This window comes from Rhodococcus sp. FG69, from assembly GCF_057808915.1.
Window position 1 is genome coordinate 178,354 of record NZ_JBMDIX010000003.1, and the last position, 22,414, is coordinate 200,767.

Genomic DNA, 22,414 nt, shown 5'->3' on the forward strand with positions numbered 1-22,414 from the left:
CCTAAGGTACGACTATGACTCTCGCGCATCCGGCTTACGGTCAGCTTCGACAGGTCACGCCGACGGCGGCGGTTCTGCTCGCGAACAACCCGGGCAAGATGACGCTCGACGGTACGAACACGTGGATTCTGCGGGCACCGGGCAGCGACGATGTGGTGGTCGTGGACCCGGGGCCCAAGGATTCCGCGCATCTCGACGCGGTGGCCGCGACCGGCAACGTGGTTCTGGCGTTGGTGACACACCGGCACCGAGATCACACAGCCGGGCTGAAGAGGTTCCACAACAAGACCGGTGCACCGATTCGCGCGATGTCGGACGAGTACGTGTTCGGCAGTACGACTCTCACCGACGGCGAGGTGATCGAGGCCGCAGGACTGACGGTCACCGTCCTCGCGACGCCCGGGCACACGGCGGACTCGTTGAGTTTCGTGCTCGACGACGCGATCCTGACGGGTGACACGATTCTCGGACGCGGCACGACCGTGCTCGACCCCACGGACGGCACGTTGGCCGACTACCTCACGACGTTGGACCGCCTCGAAGCCGCCGGCGCGGGCAAGCTCGCACTACCGGGGCATGGGGCTGAAGTCGCCGATACCGCGGAGGTCGCCAGGTTCTACCGTCAGCATCGGCACGCGCGGTTGGCTCAGGTGAAGGCAGCGCTCGACGAAATCGGGCACGACGCCAAGCCGAAACAGGTGGTCAAGCACGTCTACTCGGACGTCGACAAGAAGCTATGGCCAGCCGCGCGCATGTCCGTCAAGGCGCAGCTGGCCTACCTTCGAGAGAACTAACGAGCCCGTCGAGCCAAGCGCTCGGAGTCGGAGATCAGCACGCTCTTGCCTTCGAGCCGTAGCCATCCGCGATGTGCGAAGTCGGCCAGCGCCTTGTTGACAGTCTCGCGAGAGGCGCCGACGAGCTGGGCGATCTCTTCCTGAGTCAGGTCGTGGGTGACGCGCAGTGATCCGGCTTCCTGGGTGCCGAAGCGCTGAGCGAGCTGCAGCAGAGCCTTCGCGACACGTCCGGGAACATCGGTGAAGATGAGGTCCGCAAGGTTGTTGTTGGTGCGGCGCAAGCGACGGGCCAACACGCGCAGCAACTGCTCGGCGATCTCCGGGCGCTGATCGATCCACGCCTTCAGCGCGTCGCGGTCCATGCTGACCGCGCGGACCTCGGTGACCGTCGTGGCCGTGGACGTACGCGGGCCGGGATCGAAGATGGAGAGCTCACCGAACATGTCCGACGGGCCCATGATGGTCAGCAGGTTCTCACGTCCGTCCGGGGAGCGACGGCCGAGCTTGATCTTTCCGGAGACGATGATGTAGAGCCGATCACCTGGCTCGCCCTCGTTGAAGACCACGTGTCCCCGTGGGAAATCGACCGGTTGCAGCTGCTTCGTCAGCGCTGCTACCGCAGAGGGTTCGACTCCTTGGAAGATGCCGGCCCGTGCCAGGACGTCGTCCACTTGCGCTCCTTTTGGGATGTCGTCGATACGGTTACCCGCGTCGACGAAAGGCGTTTCTCGCTTCCGTGCCTCGTCGAGCCTCACGGCCCACCGACTCACGTAAGTAATCAAACATGACAATTATCTCGGTGAAGTCTACTTCGCCGAGATCCAAACCGAGTGATCGACGCCACCGGAGCGCCGTGAAGGAATCGTACGTAAATCGCTGTTCACCGCATATTCATGCAAAATGCGACATTTCGGTCTTCGGTGGTGTCAGCTGGCGCGCTGGTCGGCCATCTCCTCGGCCAGAGGAGTGCGACGCCTTCGGCTGTTGAAGCGGGCCAGTGCGTGCGGCATGCCCTCGTTGGCGAGCGTCGCGACCTCGGACGTACTGGCTTGATCCAGAAATTCCTGCACCTCTTGTTCGCGGACACCCAGCGTGCTCAGGCGGAACTCCACGCGCTCCATGGCGAGCGCGAACAGCATCAGGAGCACAGGAAAGAGCACAACGGCGAGTCCTTGCATACGGAGCAGTAAACACCGGAAAGGTCTCGATAAGAACACAGGACCGATTCGTTGCTGATTCTTGTCCGTACAGTTGTGGAGTGAAATCGACAGCCTCTCCCGCGCTCGACGTGCGCAAACGCGAAGAGACGAAACTGGGGCTCACCCGGCGAGCGCGACGTATGAATCGGGAGTTGGCCGTGGCGTTTCCGCACGTCTACTGCGAACTCGACTTCACGAATCCGCTGGAACTTGCCGTCGCGACCATCCTGTCCGCTCAATGCACCGACAAGCGCGTCAATATCGTCACGCCAGGTCTGTTCGTGAGATATCGCACTGCGCGGGACTACGCCGAAGCCGACCGGACGGAGCTCGAGGAGTACATCCGGACGACGGGCTTCTACCGGAACAAGGCGAACTCGCTCATCGGACTCGGCTCGGCCCTTCTCGAGCGGTTCGACGGGGAGGTGCCCGCGAATCTGAAGGATCTCGTCACACTGCCCGGAATCGGTCGCAAGACCGCCAATGTCGTCCTCGGCAACGCGTTCGACGTGCCCGGCATCACCGTCGACACCCACTTCGGCAGGCTCGTACGGCGCTGGCAGTGGACCGAGGAGGAAGACCCGGTCAAGGTCGAACACGCAGTCGGCGCACTCATCGAGCGCAAGGAGTGGACGCTGCTGTCCCATCGGGTGATCTTTCACGGCAGGCGTGTCTGTCACGCGCGCAAACCGGCCTGTGGTGTCTGCATCCTCGCCAAGGATTGCCCGTCGTACGGCCTCGGCCCGACCGACAAGGCAGCGGCAGCAGCGTTGGTCAAGGGGCCGGAAACCGAGCACTTGCTGTCGCTCGCCGGAATCGACTCGTGACCGGATCTGCAGCTCGGTGGTCGTTGGCCGCTCTTCTTGTCGTCGTCGCCTTGGTGTTCGCGATCTGGCCGCGCGGGGAAGACCCGGAGCCGTCGGCCGGCCGGCCCGGCCAGGGTGCACCGATCGCGGAGGAGCGGCGGTCGGCCGATACAGACGAAGCACTGGCACCACTCCGCGCGAGCGCCGGGCTCGACGGATGTCCGACGCCTGAGCCGGCGGCCGAATCTTCCGGCCCCCTGAGTTCTTCCGGTCCCTTGAGTGGGCTCGTGCTCGAATGCATCGGTGACGGCAGTCGGGTCGACGTGGGGCAAGCGCTCGCGGGCACACCGACGCTGATCAATCTGTGGGCGTACTGGTGCGGACCGTGTGCGGAGGAGCTTCCGTATTTGCAGGACTATGCCGATCGCATGGAAGGCCGAATCGGAGTCCTGACGGTGCACCAGGATCGCAACGAGGCGAACGGGCTGAGCAAACTGGCCGAGTACGGCGTCACATTGCCCGGTGTCCAAGACGGGGCGGGACGCATAGCAGCAGCCGTCGGCGCGCCGAGTGTCCTCCCGGTCTCGATTCTGATCGACGCGGATGGCAATGTCGCCAAGGTGCTGCCACAACCTTTCAGCAGTGTCGACGAGATCGACGACGCAGTCCGTTCGACTCTCGGTATAGCTCGATGACTCCGACGCCGCCTCCTCCTCGGTGGCTGAGCCGTGTCGTCGACGCCGCCGGGGGCAAGGGCATCACCGAGTCGGCAGGCACGAATCCGGTGCTGGAACGAACCTCTCCCGACGGGGTGATCACACGACAGGCGTCGGTGCTCGTACTGTTCGGCGGACCCGAGAAGTCCGATCCGACCAGTCGTGGCGGCCTACCGGCCGACGCTGACGTCCTGCTCACGCAACGGGCCGCGACGTTGCGTCAACACAGCGGGCAGGTCGCGTTTCCGGGCGGAGCAACAGACCCCGGCGACGAGTCACCCATTGCCACTGCGCTTCGCGAAGCCGAGGAGGAGACCGGCCTCGATCCGGCAGGCGTACAGCCGCTCGCGACGCTACCCGGGATCTACGTTCCGCCGTCGAAATTCGACGTCGTACCGGTGCTCGCCTATTGGCGCGCACCCAGCGTCATCGGCGTGGTCGACACAGCCGAGGCGGCGCGCGTGGTGCGCGTACCTCTTCGTTCGTTGCTCGATCCGGACAACCGCTTCCAGGTCAGACACCCCGCCGGCTACCAGGGCCCGGCCTTCGCCGTCGACGGAATGCTGGTGTGGGGTTTCACCGGCGGTATCCTGGCAGGCCTGCTCGCGGTTTCCGGTTGGGAAACCGAATGGGACACGAGTGACATCCGCGATCTGGAGGCGAGCTTGGCTGCTGTGGGCGCGAGTACCGACGGTCATTCCGCAGGCTCCACTCCTGTGACTACCGACGGTCATTCCGCAGGCTCCACTCCTGTGGGGATGGATCGGTGAGCGGCTCGACGTGGGTCGACATCGTCGTCGTCGGTGTCGCTCTTCTGGCTGCGACCTCGGGTTGGCGGCAGGGCGCGGTGGCGTCGGCGATGGCGTTTCTGGGTGTGGTGCTCGGCGCGGTAGCCGGAATTCTCATCGCCCCACACGTTCTCGAACATGTCGACGGAGCACGCCTGCGGGTGTTCGTCGGTATCGCTCTCATCGTGGTGTTGGTCATCGTCGGTGAAGTGTCCGGCATGGTTCTCGGCCGGGCACTGCGCAGCGGAATGCATTCGCGCGGAGCACGATCGGTCGACAGTGTGGTCGGAGCAGCGCTGCAGGCCGCTGCAGTACTCGCGGCGGCATGGCTGCTCGCCATCCCACTGACGTCGTCCTCGCAGCCGGAGGTTGCCAGCGCGGTCCGCGGGTCGCAGGTGCTGGGCAAGGTCGACGAGGTGGCCCCGCAGTGGCTCCGCGAGGTGCCGAAAGAATTCTCAGCACTGCTGGACACGTCGGGTCTTCCCGATGTCATCGGGCCCTTCGGCCGGACCCCGGTGGCCACCGTCGAAGCGCCCGATCCGGCGCTGCAGGCCAGCCCGGTCGTCGAACAACTCCACCAGAGCGTCCTCAAGATCAGCGGCGTCGCGCCGAGTTGCCAGAAGGCGCTCGAAGGATCCGGCTTCGTGGTCGCACCCGAGCTGGTGATGACCAACGCGCACGTCGTCGCAGGCACCGACGGTGTCACGATCGATTCGCTGGGAACGGTGTTCGACGCAGAAGTCGTTCTCTTCGATCCCGAGGAAGACGTTGCGATACTGCGTGTTCCGGGTCTGCAGGCGCCGGTTCTGAACTTCGCCGGGTCCTCAGCGGTCTCCGGCGAGAGCGCGATCGTTCTCGGCTACCCGGGTGGCGGACCGTACACCGCAAGCCCGGCGAGGGTGCGTGAGACGCTCAACCTCAGCGGGCCCGACATCTACCGCACCGGCACTGTCGAGCGTGAGGTCTACACCGTCCGCGGAACTGTGCGGCAAGGCAATTCGGGTGGCCCACTGGTAGCCCAGGATGGGCAGGTCCTCGGACTCGTCTTCGGTGCAGCCGTCGACGACCCCGACACCGGCTTCGTTCTCACCGCCGACGAGGTAGCCGACGAACTGCAGCTGAGCACGAACAGCGCCGTCCCAGTCGGGACAGGCGCCTGCATCGTCTAGTTTGCCCGCTCTGCCAGCGCTTTCAGCTGTTCGGTGACCTCGTCGGGGGCTTCCTGATGTGCGTAATGTCCGGCGCCGAGCACGGTGTGCAGCCGTCGCTCGGGCGCCCAGCGGACGTCACCGTCGACGGTACGGGGGAGGACGTACGGGTCCAGTTCGCCGCGAATCTGGACGACGGGGATCGTCAGTCGAACATCCATCGCCTGCATGAACCGTCGACCGTCCGAGCGGAGCTGACTCCGGAACGCCCAACGCTGGTATTCCAGTGCACTGTGCGCGGCTCCCTTGATGCGAATCGCCGACCGCATCTGCTTGGCTGCGTCCGCGAATTCTTCGGTCCCCTGCCACGCCGGACCCGAACGCATTCGCAAAATCTGCTCGGCGGCGGATCCATCGTTCTTGGTGAGAGCTCGCTCGGGATAGAAGGGGACCTGGTACCGCAAAAAGTAGGGGAGGAGTGCCTGTCGCTGGGCTTTGTTGCGAAGAACCGCCTGCCGCAGCGCAATCGGGTGCGGCGAGCCGACCAATGCGATGGACCCGACCATGCGCGGGTGTAGCGCCGCCGTCGCCCAGCACACCAAACCACCGTCGGCGTGCCCCACCAGAGTGGCTTGGGCGTAGCCGAGCGCGCGAATGAGACCGACCACGTCACCGGCCAGAGTCCAGCCGTCGTAGCCGCGTGGGGGTTTGTCGGAGTCGCCGTAGCCGCGTAGATCGACGGCCACTGCCCGATATCCCGCAGCTGTCAGCGCAGTCAGTTGATGCCGCCACGACCACCAGAAGTCGGCGAAGCCGTGTAGGAGCACAACGAGCGGACCGTCGGAGGGAGCGTTGTCCGCCTCCACGACGTGGAACCGAATACCGTTCGCGTGGATGTCGCGATGTGTCCACGGACCAGCGAAACGCACGGTGGACGGGTCTGGCTGGCTCATCTCTTCGGTCTGCGCGAGGCTCGGTTACTTCTTGTAGCCGGGGAGGCCCGGGGTGGAATCGTGCTGGTTCGGAAACACCGTCGACGCCTGCTTGAGCGAGTCGATGGTCTTCTCCGGCTTCCGCAGCTTCTTCACACGCAGATAGCCGAGCAAGGCAAGCAGCCCGGCCACGAGCAGCATGAACACGAAGACGATGAGGAACGACGCCCAGCGGGGCAGCCAGATGTCGAGCGTCTCGGCCGCGAAGAAGAAGAAGAAGAACGCGCTGAAGATGAGCACCGCAAGCGCGAGCACGAAGAAGAGACTGCCCTGCAGTCCCTTCTTGATTTCGCCGGTGACTTCGGCCTTCGCCAGCTCGACCTCGGCACGTACCAGCGTGGAGACCTGGGTCGTCGCATCCTTGACGAGATTGCCTATGCTCCCGGTTCCCGGCGCGCGGTAGTCGACATCCGACAGCGGGATCGACGAGATGGTGTTCGGTACGCCGTCCGGGTAGCCGGAACCGCTCCTACCATTGCCGCGATTGGTCTCGCTCAACTTCTCGACCCCTCCACTTGCTGGTTCTCCATTGCACTTCGTCCGATCTTCGCAGTAACACTAGTGCCGATCGACGGCGCCGTGCTCGATGGCCGTCCGATCGGTGACTTCCGGCGTAGGACACGGCACGCGAACGGCCACATCCGTCGATCTTCTTAGCTGTCCTCAGGTAACTTTCCCTGCGCGTACATACCCCCTTTCCCCCAGTGCAATCGCCAGGAGCACCACCGTGAGTATCACCTCGGCCGTCCCCGGAGACGGCTCGACTGCAGCGGCCCCGGAGGTGCCACGATCCCGGATCGTCGTCGCTTCCATGGTCGGTACGTCGATCGAATTCTTCGACTTCTACATCTATGCAACTGCAGCTGTTCTCGTCTTCCCCGCGCTGTTCTTCCCTGCAGGCAACGACACGACTGCGCTGCTGGCGTCGTTCGCGACGTTCGGGCTTGCGTTCGTCGCACGGCCCATCGGATCGATCCTGTTCGGCCACTTCGGCGACCGCATCGGACGCAAGGCGACTCTCGTCGGTTCCCTGCTGACGATGGGCGTCGCGACCTTCCTGATCGGTCTGCTGCCGACCTACGACTCGGTCGGCCTGCTGGCGCCGGCGTTGTTGGCGATCATGCGCTTCACCCAGGGTGTCGGCCTGGGCGGTGAGTGGAGCGGTGCCGCACTGTTGGCCACCGAGACCGCCAAGCCGGGCAAGCGCGCCTGGGCGGCGATGTATCCGCAGTTGGGTGCACCGATCGGCTTCTTCTTCGCCAACGGGATCTTCCTACTGATCGTCGTGATCACCGGCTACGACGCGGCAACTTCCGGCACCGACCATGCGTTCCTCACGTGGGGTTGGCGCGTTCCGTTCCTGCTCAGTGCGGTCATGGTTCTCATCGGCCTGTACGTGCGTCTCAAGCTGGAGGAGACGCCGGTGTTCAAGCTGGCCGTCGAACGCGGCCAGAAGGTCAAGACGCCGCTCGCCGAGGTCTTCAAGACCAGCTGGCGTCAGCTGATCATCGGCACGTTCGTCATGCTCGCGACGTACACGCTCTTCTACATCATGACGACGTGGGTGGTCAGCTACGGAACCGGCAAGGTCTCCGACGTCGACGGCCCGAAGATCACCATCGCCTACACCGATTTCTTGGAACTGCAGCTGATCGCGGTGCTGTTCTTCGCCGTACTCATTCCGGTCGCCGGGCTGCTCGCGGACAAGTACGGTCGACGCCCGACGCTGATCGTCATCACGAGCGCGATCGTGCTGTTCGGACTGTCGTTCCACTGGTTCGCGGCTCCCGAGAACGCGAGCGCGGGACGCATGCTGGTCTTCATGTGCGTCGGACTCGGACTGATGGGTCTGACGTTCGGTCCCATGAGTGCGGTTCTGCCGGAGCTGTTCCCGACGAATGTGCGCTACACGGGCTCCGGAATCTCATACAACACGTCGTCGATCCTCGGTGCCGCGGTCGCACCGTTCATCGCGACGTGGCTCGTCAGTTCGTACGGCGTCGGGTGGGTGGGCGTGTATCTCGCCATCGTCGCCGCGCTGACGCTGATTGCGCTCCTTGTCATGAAGGAAACGCGGGATCAGCAGCTCGAAGACGTTTGAGGCCTCCGGCCCCAGTGGCGCGGTCAAGTGTGCTGGAGTGCACTCAACCGCGCCACTGGGCGCGGAGCGTCAGCGACCCTTTTTGATCGACTCGAAGACCTTCGGGTCGACGAGGGTGGAGACGTCGCCCAGTTCGCGGCCCTCGGCGACGTCGCGGAGCAGGCGTCGCATGATCTTTCCCGAGCGTGTCTTCGGGAGCTCGGGGACGATGGAGATCTCGCGCGGCTTCGCGATCGGTGAGATCTCCTTCGATACCTGGGCTTTGAGCTCGGCGATGAGCTCGTCGCCGGTGTTCTCGACTCCCGCCCGCAGGATGACGAACGCGACGATGCCTTGTCCGGTGGTCTCGTCCGCAGCACCGACGACCGCTGCTTCGGCGACGCCGTGGTGGCTGACGAGCGCCGATTCCACCTCGGAGGTGGAGATTCGGTGGCCGGAGACGTTCATGACGTCGTCGACGCGTCCGAGAACCCACAGTGCGCCGTCGTCGTCGTACTTGGCGCCGTCACCGGCGAAGTACCAACCCTCTTCGGCGTACCGCGACCAGTAGGTGTCTTTGTATCGGTCCATGTCGCCCCAGATGCCGCGGAGCATCGACGGCCATGGCTTGTCGAGGACGAGGTAGCCGCTGCCACCGTTTCCGAGTGGCTTGGCGTCGTCGTCGACGATTTTCGCCGAGATACCGGGAAGCGGAGTCATCGCGGAGCCCGGCTTGGTGGCGGTGACGCCGGGGAGCGGGGAGATCATGATCGCGCCGGTCTCGGTCTGCCACCAGGTGTCGACGATCGGAGCGCTGCCGCCGCCGACGACGTCGCGGAACCATCGCCACGCCTCGGGGTTGATCGGCTCACCGACGGATCCGAGAAGGCGGATCGACGTGAGATCGTGAGCCTCGGGAATCTCCTTGCCCCACTTCATGAACGTGCGCACCAGGGTGGGGGAGGTGTAGTAGATCGAGACCTTGTACTTCTCGATGACGTTCCAATGTCGGTGCTCGTCAGGCGAATTGGGGGTGCCCTCGTAGACGACCTGCGTCGCCCGGTTGGAGAGGGGGCCGTAGACGATGTAGGAGTGTCCGGTGACCCAGCCGATGTCGGCGGTGCACCAGTAGACGTCCTTACCTGCTTTGTGGTCGAAGACGTTGTGGTGGGTGTACGAGGTCTGGGTCAGGTAGCCACCGGAAGTATGGATGATGCCCTTGGGCTTGCCCGTGGTGCCGGAGGTGTACAGGATGAACAGCGGGTGCTCGGCCGGAAATGGCTGGGCCTCATGCTCTTTCGATGCCTGTGCGACGGTTTCGTGCCACCACAGGTCGCGTCCCGACGTCCAGTCGACGTCGGAATCGGTGCGCTTGACCACCAGCACGTTCCGGATGGATGCGGCCCCGTCGACCGCTTCGTCGACGGTGGACTTGATGGGAGCGGGCTTGCCGCGTCGCCACTGGCCGTCGGTGGTGATGACGAGTTTGGCTTCGGCGTCGTCGATGCGTGAGCGCAGTGCGGTTGCGGAGAATCCGGCGAAGACAACCGAGTGGGTCAGTCCGAGGCGGGCGCACGCGAGGATGGAGACGATGGCCTCGGGGATCATCGGCATGTAGATCGCGACGCGGTCGCCGGCGACGAGCCCGAGATCGGTGAGGGTGTTCGCTGCCTGCGATACCTCGGCGAGCAGGTCGGCGTAGGTGACGTCGCGGCTGTCGCCGGGCTCGCCTTCCCAGTGGATGGCGACCTGGTCGCCGTGGCCGTCGATGACATGACGGTCGACGCAGTTGTAGGCGACGTTGAGTTCACCGTCGCCGAACCACTTCGCGACGGGGGCATCGGACCAGTCGAGCACCTCGGTGAACGGGGTGTGCCAGTGGAGCCGGCGGGCCTGTTCGGCCCAGAATCCGAGGAAATCCTTCTCGGCCTCGTCGTAGAGATCCGCTTGCGCGTTCGCTTGCGCCGCGAATTCGGCCGAGGGCGGGTACGCGTTTCCCGTGATCTCCGGGGCTCCAGAGGTACTGGTCGTCATCTCGAATAGCTCGCTTTCGTCCGTCAAATACCGTGCTGTTGCGGCCTTAGTGAGGGTAGTCACATGTGAGCGCGGTCGCACCGTTGCAGCGCTGTGCAACCCGCTGATCTGCGGTGATCGGTTGGTTTGGCGCGGTAGGCGGTACCACGGTAGGTCGCCGCGGACGGACGCAGCCGGGGAGGGTCTCACTCTCCGGGAAATGACTTGCCGAAAAGTTTCGAACATGTTTCGTGCCTACTCGGCAGTCAGCTGAATTACGGGGGAGTGCGCATGTTCCTTTCAGGATGTGTCTAAAGTCCTCGGTATTGAGATCGTTGCCACTCCTCGACAACCTCGGGTTGTGGCCGGCGGTCGCCCCACATGAACCCCGTGGGCGTGACGCCCGCGGGTCGATCACGGCGAACCCGTGGTCACACTAAGAGAGGATTTGTTTTGCGTAGAACACGCATTGCGGCAGCTGCGGTAGCGGTTGTCGTAGGAGCCGCGCTGGTCACAGCGTGCTCATCGAGCGACTCGTCCAGCAGTGGAGGATCCGGAGACGGTTCCGCCATCATCAACGCATGGAGCGGCGAGCCCCAGAATCCGCTTGTTCCTACGAACACCAGCGAGAACACCGGTGGACGAGTCGTCGACTCGATCTTCGCCGGTCTGGTCTCCTACACGCCGGAAGGCGGCGTGGAGAACGAGGTCGCTGAGTCCATCGACACCACTGACGGCCAGAACTACACCGTCACGTTGAAGGACGGCTGGACCTTCACCGACGGCACTCCCGTCACCGCCAACTCGTTCGTCGACGCCTGGAACTACGGCGCACTCTCGACCAACGCTCAGCTCCAGGGCTCGTTCTTCGATCCCATCCAGGGCTACGACGAGGTCGCGGCCGAGAACCCGACTGTGCAGACGATGTCCGGCCTGAAGGTCGTCGACGACAAGACGTTCACGATCGAGCTCAAGCAGCCCGAGGCAGCGTTCCCCGATCGTCTCGGCTTCGCCGCGTACTACCCGCTGCCCGAGGTCGCGTACACCGACATCGCAGCATTCGGCGAGAACCCGATCGGCAACGGACCGTACAAGTTCGCGTCCGAAGGTGCATGGCAGCACAACGTCCGCATCGACTTGATCACCAACCCGGACTACGACGGGAATCGTAAGCCGGCCAACGGTGGCGTCAGCTTCATTCTGTACAGCAACCTCGACACCGCGTACACGGACCTGCTCTCGAACAACGTCGACGTCCTCGACAACGTTCCGTCCTCGGCCGTCACGACGTTCGAGACCGATCTGCCGGGCCGCACGGTCAACCAACCGTCTGCCAGCATCGAGACCTTCACCATTCCGGGGCGCCTCGCGCACTTCGGTGGCGAAGAGGGCGTTCTGCGTCGTCAGGCGATCTCCAAGGCGATCAACCGAGACCAGATCACCGAGCAGATCTTCAACAACACACGTACGCCTGCAAAGGATTTCACCAGCCCGGCCATCGACGGCTGGACCGGCGACCTCAGCGACGTTGCCAACGTCGAGTACGACCCGGAAAGCGCCAAGGAACTGTGGGCTCAGGCCGACGCCATCGCGCCGTGGACCGGGACCTTCGCCATCGCGTACAACTCCGATGGTGGACACCAGGAATGGGTCGACGCCGTAGCCAACAGCATCCGCAACACCCTCGGCATCGAAGCCCAGGGAGCGCCGTACCCGACGTTCGCGCAGCTTCGTACCGAGGCGACCAACCGCACCATCCCGACGGCATTTCGCTCGGGCTGGCAAGGTGACTACCCGCAGCTTTACGGCTTCCTGGCGCAGAACTACCAGACCGGCGGCAGCTCCAACGACGGTGACTACTCGAACCCCGAGTTCGACCGTCTGCTCCGTGAGTCGGCCGGCGAGACCGACCCCGCAGCCGCACAGGAACTGATCAACCAGGCTCAGGAAATCCTGCTGAACGATCTGCCTGCAGTGCCCACCTGGTACCGCAACGCAGCGAGCGGCTGGTCCGAGAACGTGACCAACGTGAAGATCGGTTGGGACGGCATCCCGATCTACAACGAGATCGAGAAGAACTGATCTCTTTCCTCACATCTTCACGAGACCGAGCAGGGCGGTAGGTCTTCGCACCTACCGCCCTGCTCGTGTCCTCTTCCTTCGTGTCTCGTACGACGCCACACTGCGATCGAGTTCGACGCGGCGATGATGTCCACCTTCCTCCAAAGGAGGTGATCCGATGCTCTGGTACATCGGACGCCGAATACTTCAGATGATCCCCGTCTTCATCGGGGCAACATTCTTGATCTACGCCATGGTCTTTCTGCTTCCCGGCGACCCGATCGCCGCGCTCGCCGGAGACAAAGCCATCAGCCCGGCCGTCGCAGATCAGCTACGCGCCCGGTACAACCTCGACCAACCGTTCATCGTGCAGTACTTGCTGTACATGAAGGGCATCTTCACCCTCGACTTCGGAATGTCGTTCTCCGGCAGGCCGGTCAGTGAAGTTCTCGCACAAGCGTTTCCGATCACGATCAAGCTCGCCGCCATGGCACTCGTGATCGAGGGGATCCTCGGCATCGGCTTCGGTCTCATCGCCGGACTGCGCAAGGGCAAGCTGTTCGACAGCACGGTCCTCGTGTTCAGCCTCGTCCTGATCGCAGTGCCGATTTTCGTCATCGGCTTCCTCGCGCAGTTCTTCGTCGGTATCAAATGGGGCATCGTGCCGCCGACGGTGGGAGGCAATACGAGCTTCGTGAACCTGCTGCTGCCGGCTTTCGTACTGGCATCGACGTCGTTCGCGTACATCGTTCGTCTCACCCGCACCTCGGTGGCCGAGAACCTCAGCGCCGACTTCGTCAGAACCGCGACGGCGAAAGGACTCTCGCGTCAGCGCGTAGTCAACACACACGTGCTCCGCAACTCGTTGATCCCGGTCGTGACGTTCCTCGGCACCGATCTTGCTGGTCTGATGGCCGGCGCGATCATCACCGAGGGCATCTTCAACATCAACGGCGTCGGTGGAACGATCTACCAGGCCGTCATCCGAGGCGAGGCACCGACGGTCGTGTCGTTCGTGACCGTTCTGATCGTGGTGTACCTCGTCGCCAACCTCGTCGTCGACCTCCTCTATGCAGCGCTCGACCCAAGGATCCGCTATGCCTGAGCCCACCACACCCGACACCGGACGCGCGGTTCGGCAAGCGCGCTTCGTCGAACAGGACGAGGTCATCGACGTCAGTCAGACCGACGCCGTCAACATCGACGAAGCACCCGCCAGTATTTGGAAGGACGCCTGGCACAGCCTCCGCAAGCGTCCGATCTTCATCGTCTCGGCGCTGATCATCCTCGCGGTCGTCGTCGTTGCGGCGGTCCCGAGCTTGTTCACGAGCGCTGATCCTCGGTATTGCAATCTCGACTTCAGCATGCAGGGACCGCAGCCTGGTCACATCTTCGGATTCGACCGTCAGGGCTGCGACATCTACGCCCGTACGATCTACGGCGCCAGGGCGTCCGTGGTGACCGGCGTCGGCACGACGTTCCTTGTGCTCGTCATCGGAGTGCTGTTCGGCGCGTTCGCCGGGTTCTACGGCGGATGGGCCGACTCGTTGCTGTCGCGCCTGACGGACATCTTCTTCGGCGTTCCGCTGATCCTGGCCGCGATCGTGCTGATGCAGCTGTTCACCGACCGCACCATCTGGACGGTCATTCTCGTACTCGCGTTGTTCGGTTGGCCGCAGATGGCCCGCATCTCGCGTGGTGCAGTGTTGTCGGCGAAGAACAACGACTACGTCATGGCCTCGCGCGCACTGGGAGTGTCCAAGGTGCGCACGCTGATCCGACACGTCCTCCCCAACTCGATGGCGCCGATCATCGTCGTCACGACCATCTCGCTGGGAACGTTCATCGTCGTCGAGGCGACGCTGTCGTTCCTCGGTATCGGACTCCCGCCGACCGAGGTCTCGTGGGGCGGCGACATCAGTGCCGCTCAGGTCACGCTGCGTCAGGGATCGACCATCCTGTTCTATCCCGCTGCGGCACTGGCGATCACGGTGCTGGGATTCATCATGATGGGCGACGCGCTACGTGACGCTCTCGACCCGAAAGCGAGAAAGCGATGAGCATCGAGCACGACGAGCACGAGCTGCCGCTCCTCGACATCAAGAACCTCGAGGTGTCGTTCCAGTCCAATTCCGGACCGGTGCCTGCGGTTCGAGGTGTGAGCCTGACGGTGTATCCGGGCCAGACGGTCGCGATCGTCGGCGAGTCGGGTTCCGGCAAGTCGACGACGGCACACGCCATCATCAATCTGCTTCCTGGCACCGGCACGGTAACGGCGGGTGAGATCTGGTTCGACGGCAAGAATCTGGCCAACGCGAAGGAGAAGGAGTTCGTCGACGTCCGTGGGAGCCAGATCGGTCTGGTTCCGCAGGATCCGATGTCCAATCTGAACCCGGTGTGGAAGATCGGATACCAGATCGAGGAAGCGTTGGCGGCCAACGGCATCGCCAAGGGCAAGGCCGCAAAGGCGCGGGCGATCGAACTTCTCGACGAGGCGGGTCTGACGGACTCGGAGAAGCGCGTCAACCAGTACCCGCACGAGTTCTCCGGCGGTATGCGCCAGCGCGCACTGATCGCGATCGGGCTTGCCGCACGCCCGAAGCTGCTGATCGCCGACGAGCCGACCTCGGCTCTCGACGTGACGGTTCAGCGTCAGATCCTCGATCATCTCGAAGGCTTGACCAAGGAACTCGGTACCGCCGTGCTGCTCATCACTCACGATCTCGGTCTCGCTGCCGAGCGCGCCGAGCATCTGGTGGTGATGAGCAAGGGCAGGATCGTCGAATCCGGTCCGGCACTGGAGATCCTGCAGGATCCGCAGCATCCCTACACCAAGAAGCTGGTATCGGCGGCGCCGTCACTGGCCTCGCAGCGGCTGAAGTCGTCGGTTGTGCGCAAGGAGATCGTCGCGCATGCCAAGGAAGTGGCCGAGGAGGCTATCCCCGCGGAGACGTCCGATGGATTCGAACCGAAAGACACTGTCCTCGTGGTCGACAAGCTCACGAAGCAGTTCACACTTCGTGGCTCCAGCCCGTTCAAGTCGACGGTGTTCACCGCCGTCAAGGACGTCTCGTTCGCAGTCGAACGCGGAACGACGACGGCCATCGTCGGTGAATCGGGGTCCGGTAAATCCACTGTGGCTCAAATGGTGCTGGGTCTGCTGGAACCGACGGCAGGATCGGTGCTGTTCGACGGTCGAGACGTGGTCGGTCTGAACCGCAAGGAAGCGTTCGCGTTTCGGCGTCGGGTCCAACCGATCTTCCAGAACCCGTACGGTTCGCTCGATCCGATGTACTCGATCTATCGGACAATCGAGGAGCCTCTGCGGACCCACGGCGTCGGCACCAAAGCGGAACGCGAAGCTCGCGTGCGGGATCTACTGGACAAGGTGTCGTTGCCGACGTCGGTCATGCGGCGATTCCCGAACGAGTTGTCCGGCGGCCAGCGGCAACGTGTGGCCATTGCTCGCGCGCTTGCGTTGCAGCCGGAGGTTGTCATCTGCGACGAGGCCGTGTCCGCACTCGATGTTCTCGTGCAGGCCCAGATCCTCTCGTTGCTGAACGATCTGCAGGCCGAGTTGGGGCTGACGTACCTCTTCATCACCCATGACCTCGCCGTCGTACGGCAGATCGCCGACGACGTCCTCGTCATGCGCTCCGGTGAGATCGTCGAGGCGGCGAAGACCGACGAGGTCTTCGACAACCCGAAAGAGGAGTACACGCAGCGGCTGCTGGCGGCCATCCCGGGTGGATCCATTCCGCTGGGTGCGTGACCGGGGCGAGGGGGTAGCGTCGACGTCCGTGACGGACCCCCTCGCACCGCTTCTGGAATTGCCCGGCATCCTCGACGCTGCCGAGCGCGCACGTGACGCTCTCGGCGGCGTTCACCGTCATAAAGCAAACCGCCGCGGTTGGCCTGCCACTGCGGCGGAAGCCGCCGTGCGCGCGGCAAGATCGTCGTCGGCTCTCGAGGGCGGTTCGATGGATTTCCCTCGCGAGGGTGAGGACGGCGATCCCATTCTGGCGGGATGCCTCCGTGTCGGCGCCGCATTGGACGGTGACGCGTTGCAGAACATGCTTCCGGTGTGGAAGCGCGCTCCGCTGCAGGCGCTCGCCCGGCTCCATCTGCTTGCCGCGGCGGACCTGGTCGAGGACCACACACTCCTCGGCCGCCCGCGAGACGCCGACGGAGTCGGCGAACGTCTCGACCTTCTCGCGCAGCTCGTCACCGGTGGAACGGCCGCGCCGGCTCCGGTGATCGCAGCCATCGTTCATGGTGAGTTGTTGACCTTGAAGCCGTTCGGCAGTGCGGACGGAGTCGTCGCACGCGCCGCATCGAGGTTGGTGGCGACCTCGTCGGGACTCGATCCGCACAACCTGGGTGTCCCCGAGGTCAGCTGGATGCGCCGTCCCCAGCTCTACCGCAGCGGTGTGGAGGGCTTCGCATCCGGGAGCGCATCCGGCGTCGGCAGTTGGATCATGTACTGCTGCGGCGCGATCGAGGCCGGTGCGGTGGAAGCTACGTCGATCGCCGACGCTGCAGGCGCTGACAAGTAAAGGGCTGGCAAGCAAAAGGGCTGGCAAGTAAAAGGGCTGGCAAGTAAAAGGGCTGGCAAGCAAAAGGGCGACGCCGCCGACGTGAGTCGACTTCGCCGCCCGTTAGCACGGACTATCCGGTTACCAAGCGTGCAAAGTGGGCTGTGGCGATCTGACGATCGCGAGGCCTCGGCGTAGGTCCGGTGGAGTAGGAGGTCATCCCTGCAACCGGTGCAGGGTTCTTGCTGCTACTTCCCGAAACTCGCAGGCCCACAGCGCTTCTGCCCTGTCAGCGGCGCGCTCCGCGTGGGTGCCTGATGTCCGTGCTGGGAATCCTGGTCGGGAGAAACGAACCTTCTCTTCCGGTTCGAACTTGGCCTTCCGTTCTTCCGTACGTCCTTTGTACCCCGTGTGGCCCCTCACATCAAGGGGTGGGGTCAATGTTTTCTACGAAGTAGTCCGTAGGTGACCGCTCCGGCGACCAGAGCACTGAAACCGACTGCGGCACTTGCGGCTACGGTTGTCCCGGACGGCGACTGGATTCGCGAACGTAACGACACCGGGTTGGAGAAGGTCAGAATCGGCCACCCCACCGACGCGGCCTCCTTGCGCAGTGCACGGTCGGGATTGACCGCGGTGGGGTGACCGACCGCGCTCAGCATGGGTAGATCGGTGATCGAGTCCGAGTAGGCAAAACACTGTGAGAGGTCGTAGTTTCGGGCCTCGGCGAGGATGTTCATCGCCTCGACCTTCCCTTCGGCGTAACAGTAGAACTCGACGGTCCCGTTGTATCGTCCGTTCTCGACCTCCATTCGGGTCGCAGTACTGAAATCGGCACCGAGGGCGTCGGCAATGGGCCCGACGATCTCCTCACCGGACGCCGACACGACAACTACGTCGTGGCCGCGTAGCTTGTGGTCCGCGATGAGGTCCGCGGCCTCGGCGAAGACGAGTGGATCGACTATGTCGTGCAACGTTTCTGCAACGATCGAGCGGACTTGTTCGACGTCCCATCCCGCGCACATGTTTGCGATGTGCGCGCGCATCCGTTCCATTTGATCGTGATCGGCACCGGAGAGTAGGAAAAGAAACTGTGCGTAGCTGCTCTTCAGTACGGCTCGCCGGTTTATGAGGCCCTGATCGAAAAACGGCTTGCTGAAGGCGAGTGTGCTCGACTTGGCGATAATTGTCTTGTCCAAGTCGAAGAACGCTGCAATTCTTCCGACAGGACGGGCGGATTCTCCGTCATCGATGCTGGCGCTGGTGGTCACGGTCTACAGGATAGAGGCCCGAGATGTCGACCCGGGGCTGTGGCATGCAGATCAGTGCGTGAAATGCCGAATGTTGAACTTGCAAACGGTGCGCGCAGCGGGTGTAGTATCGGTGCAGTCCGATTCGTTCGGACGTGTTCAGCCCGACCCCCCGGGGCTGAACCAGACGACCCTCGCCTCCTCCCCCCCTGGCGAGGGTCGTCCTCTTTTCTGGGGCAGGCAATCTGGTACGACCGTCCAGTAATTCATCCACATCCCTTCGGTTCATCCACATTTCGCAGATGGCCCTTTCCTCGAAGCGAGTGCGCGCCGAGGCTTTTGTGCATGGATATCGACCGAACCGAGCCGGGCAACGGCCGAGCGTGCCTGCTTCTGACCGACGACGCGCAGCTGCGAGCCGAGGTTTTCAGGGTGGCCGCAGCGGCGGATTGTGTTGTGCAAGAGCAGAACCTACCAGTCGGTAAGTTCGATCGCTCCGACGCGGCGATGCGGTTGGACTGGGAGGATGCACGAGTCGTCCTGCTCGACGCCGGTACAGCCCGACGTATCGAAACTCTCGGGCTGCCGCGCCGCAGCGGAGTCGTCGTGCTGGCCTCCGATGACGCGACCGTCGATGATTGGCGCTCGGCCACCGCAGTCGGCGCATCGCGAGTCCTCGAATTACCGGGTGACGAGGAGGAACTGATCCGGCTTCTCGGATCCGACGTCGACGATGCGGCCCCCGGGGGAGGTGTCATCTCGGTGGTCGGCGCGAAAGGAGGTGCAGGAGCCTCCACCCTCGCCGCTGCCCTTGCGTTGTCCGCGGCGTCGGCATCGGTCCGAACGCTGCTCGTCGACGGCGACTACTACGGTGGCGGCCTCGATCTGCTGCTCGGGTGGGAGGACATTCCCGGGTTGAGGTGGCCTGGACTCGTCGTCGAGGCCGGCCGAATATCAGGTGATGCACTGCATCGGGCGCTGCCATCCCACGGCGACGCGGCGGTGCTGTCGTCCGGTCGGGCCGCGTCGGGGCCACTCGCCGGAGGCCCGGGCGTCGTATCGAGTGCCGCAGTCGTCGACGCAGGCCGTCGAGCCGGTGATCTGGTGGTGTGCGACGTGCCGCGGGTGCCCGGACCCGAAACCGACGTCTTCCACGACGCCGCAGACCTCGTCGTGCTCGTGGTGCCGGCGGATCTCGGCTCGGTGGCGGCGGGAGAGAACATCGCCGGCTATCTGACATCCAGGAATTCGAACGTGGGACTCGTTGTCAGAGGGCCGGCGCCGGGAGGCCTGCGGGTGGCCGACATCGTCGACGCGCTGCAGCTGCCCTTGCTGGCATGTATGCGGCCCGAGCCGGGGCTGGCACGACGGGTGGAGAAGAGCGGCCTTCGGCTGGGGCGGCGCTCGCCACTCGGGTCGGCGGCTTCGGCCGTCCTCGGCACGTTCGCCCGCAAACCGCAGGGCGGACGGTGGGCAGCATGAGTGCGGTCGTCACCGGCGAACTCCTCGATCGGGTCCGAGATCGCCTCGCGGGTTCGATCGACGATCCGACGCCCAACATGGTCGCCGCAGCCATCCGCATCGAGGCAGGCGGAGTACTCAGCGATTCGGACCTGCTCGCTGCACTGCGGGTGCTTCAGACCGAACTGACCGGTGCCGGGCCGCTCGAACCGCTCCTCCATGATCCCTCGGTCGCCGACGTTCTGGTCACTGCGCCCGACGAGGTCTGGGTCGATCGGGGTGTCGGTCTGGAACGCACCGGGATCCGGTTCGCCGACGAATCGTCGGTTCGCAGATTGTGCCAGCGGCTGGCGCTCTCGGCCGGTCGTCGACTCGACGATGCGCAACCCTGGGTCGACGGGCAGCTTCCGGGTGTCGGGGACGGCACGTTCGGTGTCCGGTTGCATGCAGTCCTCGCTCCGGTCTCCCGAGGAGGCACCTGTCTGTCGCTGCGCGTTCTCCGGCCGACCACGCAGGGTCTCGACGCACTTGCTCGTCGGGGCGCGATCGAACCGGAGGCGTTGGACCTGCTTCGTCGAATCATCGACGCCCGACTTGCCTTCCTCGTCGTCGGCGGGACAGGTGCGGGGAAGACAACGCTTCTCGCGGCGCTTCTGGGAGAGGTTCGACCCGTCGAACGAATTGTCTGCGTCGAGGACGCTGCCGAGTTGGCGCCGTCGCATCCTCACGTCGTGCGGATGGTTGCGCGCGCTCCCAACGTCGAAGGGGTAGGCGAGGTGACCGTTCGGCAACTCGTCCGTCAGGCTCTTCGGATGCGACCGGATCGGTTGGTCGTCGGCGAGGTGCGTGGCGCGGAAGTAGTGGACTTGTTGACTGCTCTCAACACCGGGCACGACGGCGGTGCAGGAACCATCCATGCCAATTCGCCTGCGGAAGTGCCGGCTCGACTCGAAGCCCTTGCGGCACTGGGTGGAATGAGTCGATCCGCTCTGCACAGTCAGCTCGGTGCGGCCGTGCAGATCGTGCTTCACGTCCACCGGGGCGCCGACGGGCAGCGACGACTCCGCGAGATTGCGGTCGTCGTTCCGGACGCGTCGGGCAGGGTTCGGGTCGCACCTGCGTGGACGTCGAACGGCGACAAGCACTCGGAGAGAGCGCGACTCGACGAACTGCTCGCTTCTCGCACGGAGAACTCGTGACGGCGCTCGGGATGATTCTATGGGCGACGGCGCTGCTGGCGTTGCCGGGTCGACGGGTGCGGCTGCAGAGTCTGCGCAGGAAGAGGGTCTCGCTTCGTATGGGAAAGCGCTCCCACACAGGTGTTCTTCTCGCGGCTACGGCGGTGGTCGCGATGCTTCTCGCGTCGGTGGGAGGTGTGTATCTGCTGTCGGCTGCGGCGATCGTGGCGGGAACGTTCGCGTTCAGACGCCGCGCGGTCCGCCGTCGCCGCGCGCACGACACGGAAGTGGACTCGCTCGTCGCCGGGCTGGAGACAGTGGTCGGCGAACTCGGCGCCGGGGCGCACCCGGCCATCGCTGCGGGTGTTGCTGCGTCCGAGTGCTCGGGAACTGTAGCGACAGCGTTCGGAAGAGCCTGCGGCCGAGCGCGTCTCGGAGGGACGGCACACGACGGTCTGCGCGTTGCCGATTCGCCGGTGTCCGAAGAGCTGGCGATCGTGGCGGGCGCCTGGCGTATCGCCGACGACCATGGCCTCGGCCTCGTGGGTCTACTCTCCGCGGCGCGAAGCGACATGCTTGCGCGCAGGCGGTTCCGCACACGAACGCAGGCTTCGCTGGCGGGCGCACGGGCGACGGGAACAGTCCTGGCGTGCCTCCCCCTCGTGGGCGTCGGGCTCGGGCAGGCGATGGGGGCGTCACCGATACGGGTACTGCTCGGCGGAGGCCTCGGCGGTGTGCTCCTCGTGATCGGAGTTGCGCTCGTCTGTGCCGGACTGTTGTGGACGGATGCGATCACCGACAGGGTGTGTCGATGATCGGGGTCGCGTTGATGTGCGTGGCGGCGGCACTCGTCCTCGCCCCGGTCGGCCCCGGGCCGCTCGGCAGAGTGTTCGGTGTACTTCGCGCCGGGCAGGACGCCGAGGAGCAGACACAGGTAGTCGCCGATCCACACGCCACCGCAACCACGTTCGACATGATGGCCGCATGCCTGCGCGGTGGGCTCCCCGCTGGAGCGGCCGCGAGTGCGGTGTCCGCCATCGCTCCTGGCGCTACCTCGATCGCCCTGCGCACGACAGCTGACCTACTGACACTCGGCGCAGCCCCGGACGCGGCGTGGGCACCGGTGGCAGCGACGCCCGAGATCGAGTCACTCGCGCGGATGGCGGCACGTTCGGCGCGATCGGGAGCATCGTTCGCCGACGCGGTAGCCGAGCTTGCCGAAGCCGAACGGTTGCGGGCCGAGGACTCGGCAGCTGCGGCGGCCGAACGGGCAGGAGTGCTCATCAGCGGGCCGCTGGGACTGTGCTTCCTGCCGGCATTCATCTGCCTCGGAATCGTGCCGGTGGTAGTGGGTTTGGCGGGGAACGTCCTGGGCGGGGGACTGCTGTGACAG

The 22,414-nt window shown here is 64.5% G+C and carries 21 protein-coding genes; 15 read left to right on the forward strand and 6 right to left on the reverse strand.

Annotated features, from left to right (window positions below; genetic code table 11):
- The first annotated feature begins 14 nt into the window (after window positions 1-14).
- The gene (locus ACODSO_RS04565; RefSeq protein ID WP_489035348.1) at window positions 15-794 is read left to right on the forward strand and encodes an MBL fold metallo-hydrolase; all 780 of its coding nucleotides are present in this window, start codon (window positions 15-17) and stop codon (window positions 792-794) included.
- Here ACODSO_RS04565 and ACODSO_RS04570 read toward each other — a convergent pair.
- Together ACODSO_RS04570 and ACODSO_RS04575 are read right to left on the reverse strand one after the other, a co-directional pair.
- A complete protein-coding gene (locus ACODSO_RS04570) occupies window positions 791-1,465 on the reverse strand; it encodes a Crp/Fnr family transcriptional regulator (RefSeq protein ID WP_019662947.1) in 675 nt (224 codons plus the stop codon). The two genes, ACODSO_RS04565 and ACODSO_RS04570, sit on opposite strands and share 4 nt — an antisense overlap.
- 255 nt (window positions 1,466-1,720) lie before the next feature.
- On the reverse strand, window positions 1,721-1,972 hold the full coding sequence (locus ACODSO_RS04575) for a hypothetical protein (protein WP_489035350.1): 252 nt from the start codon (window positions 1,970-1,972) through the stop codon (window positions 1,721-1,723).
- Window positions 1,973-2,133: 161 nt separating this feature from the next.
- On the opposite strand from ACODSO_RS04575, the gene nth reads away from it, so the two are divergent.
- From nth to marP, 4 genes are read left to right on the forward strand one after another with little or no spacing between them, the layout of a single operon-like run.
- Window positions 2,134-2,820, forward strand: coding sequence for an endonuclease III (gene nth, locus ACODSO_RS04580; protein WP_489035450.1), 687 nt, complete (start codon window positions 2,134-2,136; stop codon window positions 2,818-2,820).
- Window positions 2,817-3,494: a TlpA family protein disulfide reductase gene (locus ACODSO_RS04585; protein WP_489035352.1), complete on the forward strand. Its 678-nt coding sequence runs from the start codon at window positions 2,817-2,819 to the stop codon at window positions 3,492-3,494. Before nth ends, ACODSO_RS04585 begins: the two co-directional genes overlap by 4 nt.
- On the forward strand, window positions 3,491-4,285 hold the full coding sequence (locus ACODSO_RS04590) for an NUDIX hydrolase (RefSeq protein WP_489035354.1): 795 nt from the start codon (window positions 3,491-3,493) through the stop codon (window positions 4,283-4,285). Before ACODSO_RS04585 ends, ACODSO_RS04590 begins: the two co-directional genes overlap by 4 nt.
- Window positions 4,282-5,472 (forward strand): acid resistance serine protease MarP, encoded by a 1,191-nt coding sequence (marP, locus tag ACODSO_RS04595; RefSeq protein ID WP_489035355.1) that lies wholly within the window; start codon window positions 4,282-4,284, stop codon window positions 5,470-5,472. The genes ACODSO_RS04590 and marP overlap by 4 nt, the downstream gene beginning before the upstream one ends.
- On the opposite strand, the gene ACODSO_RS04600 is transcribed toward marP, so the two are convergent.
- Both ACODSO_RS04600 and ACODSO_RS04605 read right to left on the reverse strand, forming a co-directional pair.
- Entirely contained in the window at window positions 5,469-6,404 is a 936-nt protein-coding gene (locus ACODSO_RS04600; protein WP_489035357.1) for an alpha/beta fold hydrolase, read from the reverse strand. The genes marP and ACODSO_RS04600 overlap by 4 nt on opposite strands.
- A gap of 24 nt (window positions 6,405-6,428) precedes the next feature.
- The gene (locus tag ACODSO_RS04605) at window positions 6,429-6,941 is read right to left on the reverse strand and encodes a phage holin family protein (protein WP_489035359.1); all 513 of its coding nucleotides are present in this window, start codon (window positions 6,939-6,941) and stop codon (window positions 6,429-6,431) included.
- 235 nt (window positions 6,942-7,176) lie between these two features.
- Here ACODSO_RS04605 and ACODSO_RS04610 point away from each other — a divergent pair, with 235 nt between their 5' ends.
- The gene (locus tag ACODSO_RS04610; RefSeq protein ID WP_489035452.1) at window positions 7,177-8,544 is read left to right on the forward strand and encodes an MFS transporter; all 1,368 of its coding nucleotides are present in this window, start codon (window positions 7,177-7,179) and stop codon (window positions 8,542-8,544) included.
- A gap of 69 nt (window positions 8,545-8,613) precedes the next feature.
- Here ACODSO_RS04610 and acs read toward each other — a convergent pair whose 3' ends face one another.
- Window positions 8,614-10,557 (reverse strand): acetate--CoA ligase, encoded by a 1,944-nt coding sequence (gene acs, locus ACODSO_RS04615; protein ID WP_489035361.1) that lies wholly within the window; start codon window positions 10,555-10,557, stop codon window positions 8,614-8,616.
- 432 nt (window positions 10,558-10,989) lie between these two features.
- Here acs and ACODSO_RS04620 point away from each other — a divergent pair, with 432 nt between their 5' ends.
- From ACODSO_RS04620 to ACODSO_RS04640, 5 genes are all read left to right on the forward strand, one after another.
- Window positions 10,990-12,618, forward strand: a complete 1,629-nt coding sequence (locus ACODSO_RS04620; protein ID WP_489035362.1) for a peptide ABC transporter substrate-binding protein — start codon at window positions 10,990-10,992, stop codon at window positions 12,616-12,618.
- Window positions 12,619-12,775: 157 nt separating this feature from the next.
- On the forward strand, window positions 12,776-13,702 hold the full coding sequence (locus ACODSO_RS04625; protein WP_489035363.1) for an ABC transporter permease: 927 nt from the start codon (window positions 12,776-12,778) through the stop codon (window positions 13,700-13,702).
- A complete protein-coding gene (locus ACODSO_RS04630) occupies window positions 13,695-14,657 on the forward strand; it encodes an ABC transporter permease (protein ID WP_489035364.1) in 963 nt (320 codons plus the stop codon). The genes ACODSO_RS04625 and ACODSO_RS04630 overlap by 8 nt, the downstream gene beginning before the upstream one ends.
- Window positions 14,654-16,369: a dipeptide ABC transporter ATP-binding protein gene (locus tag ACODSO_RS04635; protein ID WP_489035366.1), complete on the forward strand. Its 1,716-nt coding sequence runs from the start codon at window positions 14,654-14,656 to the stop codon at window positions 16,367-16,369. The genes ACODSO_RS04630 and ACODSO_RS04635 overlap by 4 nt, the downstream gene beginning before the upstream one ends.
- 28 nt (window positions 16,370-16,397) lie before the next feature.
- The gene (locus ACODSO_RS04640) at window positions 16,398-17,153 is read left to right on the forward strand and encodes an oxidoreductase (RefSeq protein WP_489035368.1); all 756 of its coding nucleotides are present in this window, start codon (window positions 16,398-16,400) and stop codon (window positions 17,151-17,153) included.
- A 416-nt stretch (window positions 17,154-17,569) separates the two neighbouring features.
- Here ACODSO_RS04640 and ACODSO_RS04645 read toward each other — a convergent pair whose 3' ends face one another.
- Window positions 17,570-18,403 carry an HAD-IB family hydrolase gene (locus ACODSO_RS04645; protein ID WP_489035369.1) on the reverse strand — a complete coding sequence of 278 codons (834 nt, stop codon included), beginning with the start codon at window positions 18,401-18,403 and terminating at the stop codon, window positions 17,570-17,572.
- A 324-nt stretch (window positions 18,404-18,727) separates the two neighbouring features.
- Here ACODSO_RS04645 and ssd point away from each other — a divergent pair, with 324 nt between their 5' ends.
- The 4 genes from ssd to ACODSO_RS04665 are packed head-to-tail and all read left to right on the forward strand — an operon-like array spanning window position 18,728 to window position 22,411.
- Entirely contained in the window at window positions 18,728-19,864 is a 1,137-nt protein-coding gene (gene ssd, locus ACODSO_RS04650) for a septum site-determining protein Ssd (protein WP_489035370.1), read from the forward strand.
- A complete protein-coding gene (locus tag ACODSO_RS04655; protein WP_489035371.1) occupies window positions 19,861-21,042 on the forward strand; it encodes a TadA family conjugal transfer-associated ATPase in 1,182 nt (393 codons plus the stop codon). The genes ssd and ACODSO_RS04655 overlap by 4 nt, the downstream gene beginning before the upstream one ends.
- Window positions 21,039-21,836 carry a type II secretion system F family protein gene (locus tag ACODSO_RS04660; protein ID WP_489035373.1) on the forward strand — a complete coding sequence of 266 codons (798 nt, stop codon included), beginning with the start codon at window positions 21,039-21,041 and terminating at the stop codon, window positions 21,834-21,836. The genes ACODSO_RS04655 and ACODSO_RS04660 overlap by 4 nt, the downstream gene beginning before the upstream one ends.
- On the forward strand, window positions 21,833-22,411 hold the full coding sequence (locus ACODSO_RS04665; protein WP_489035375.1) for a type II secretion system F family protein: 579 nt from the start codon (window positions 21,833-21,835) through the stop codon (window positions 22,409-22,411). The genes ACODSO_RS04660 and ACODSO_RS04665 overlap by 4 nt, the downstream gene beginning before the upstream one ends.
- The last annotated feature ends 3 nt before the right edge of the window (window positions 22,412-22,414 follow it).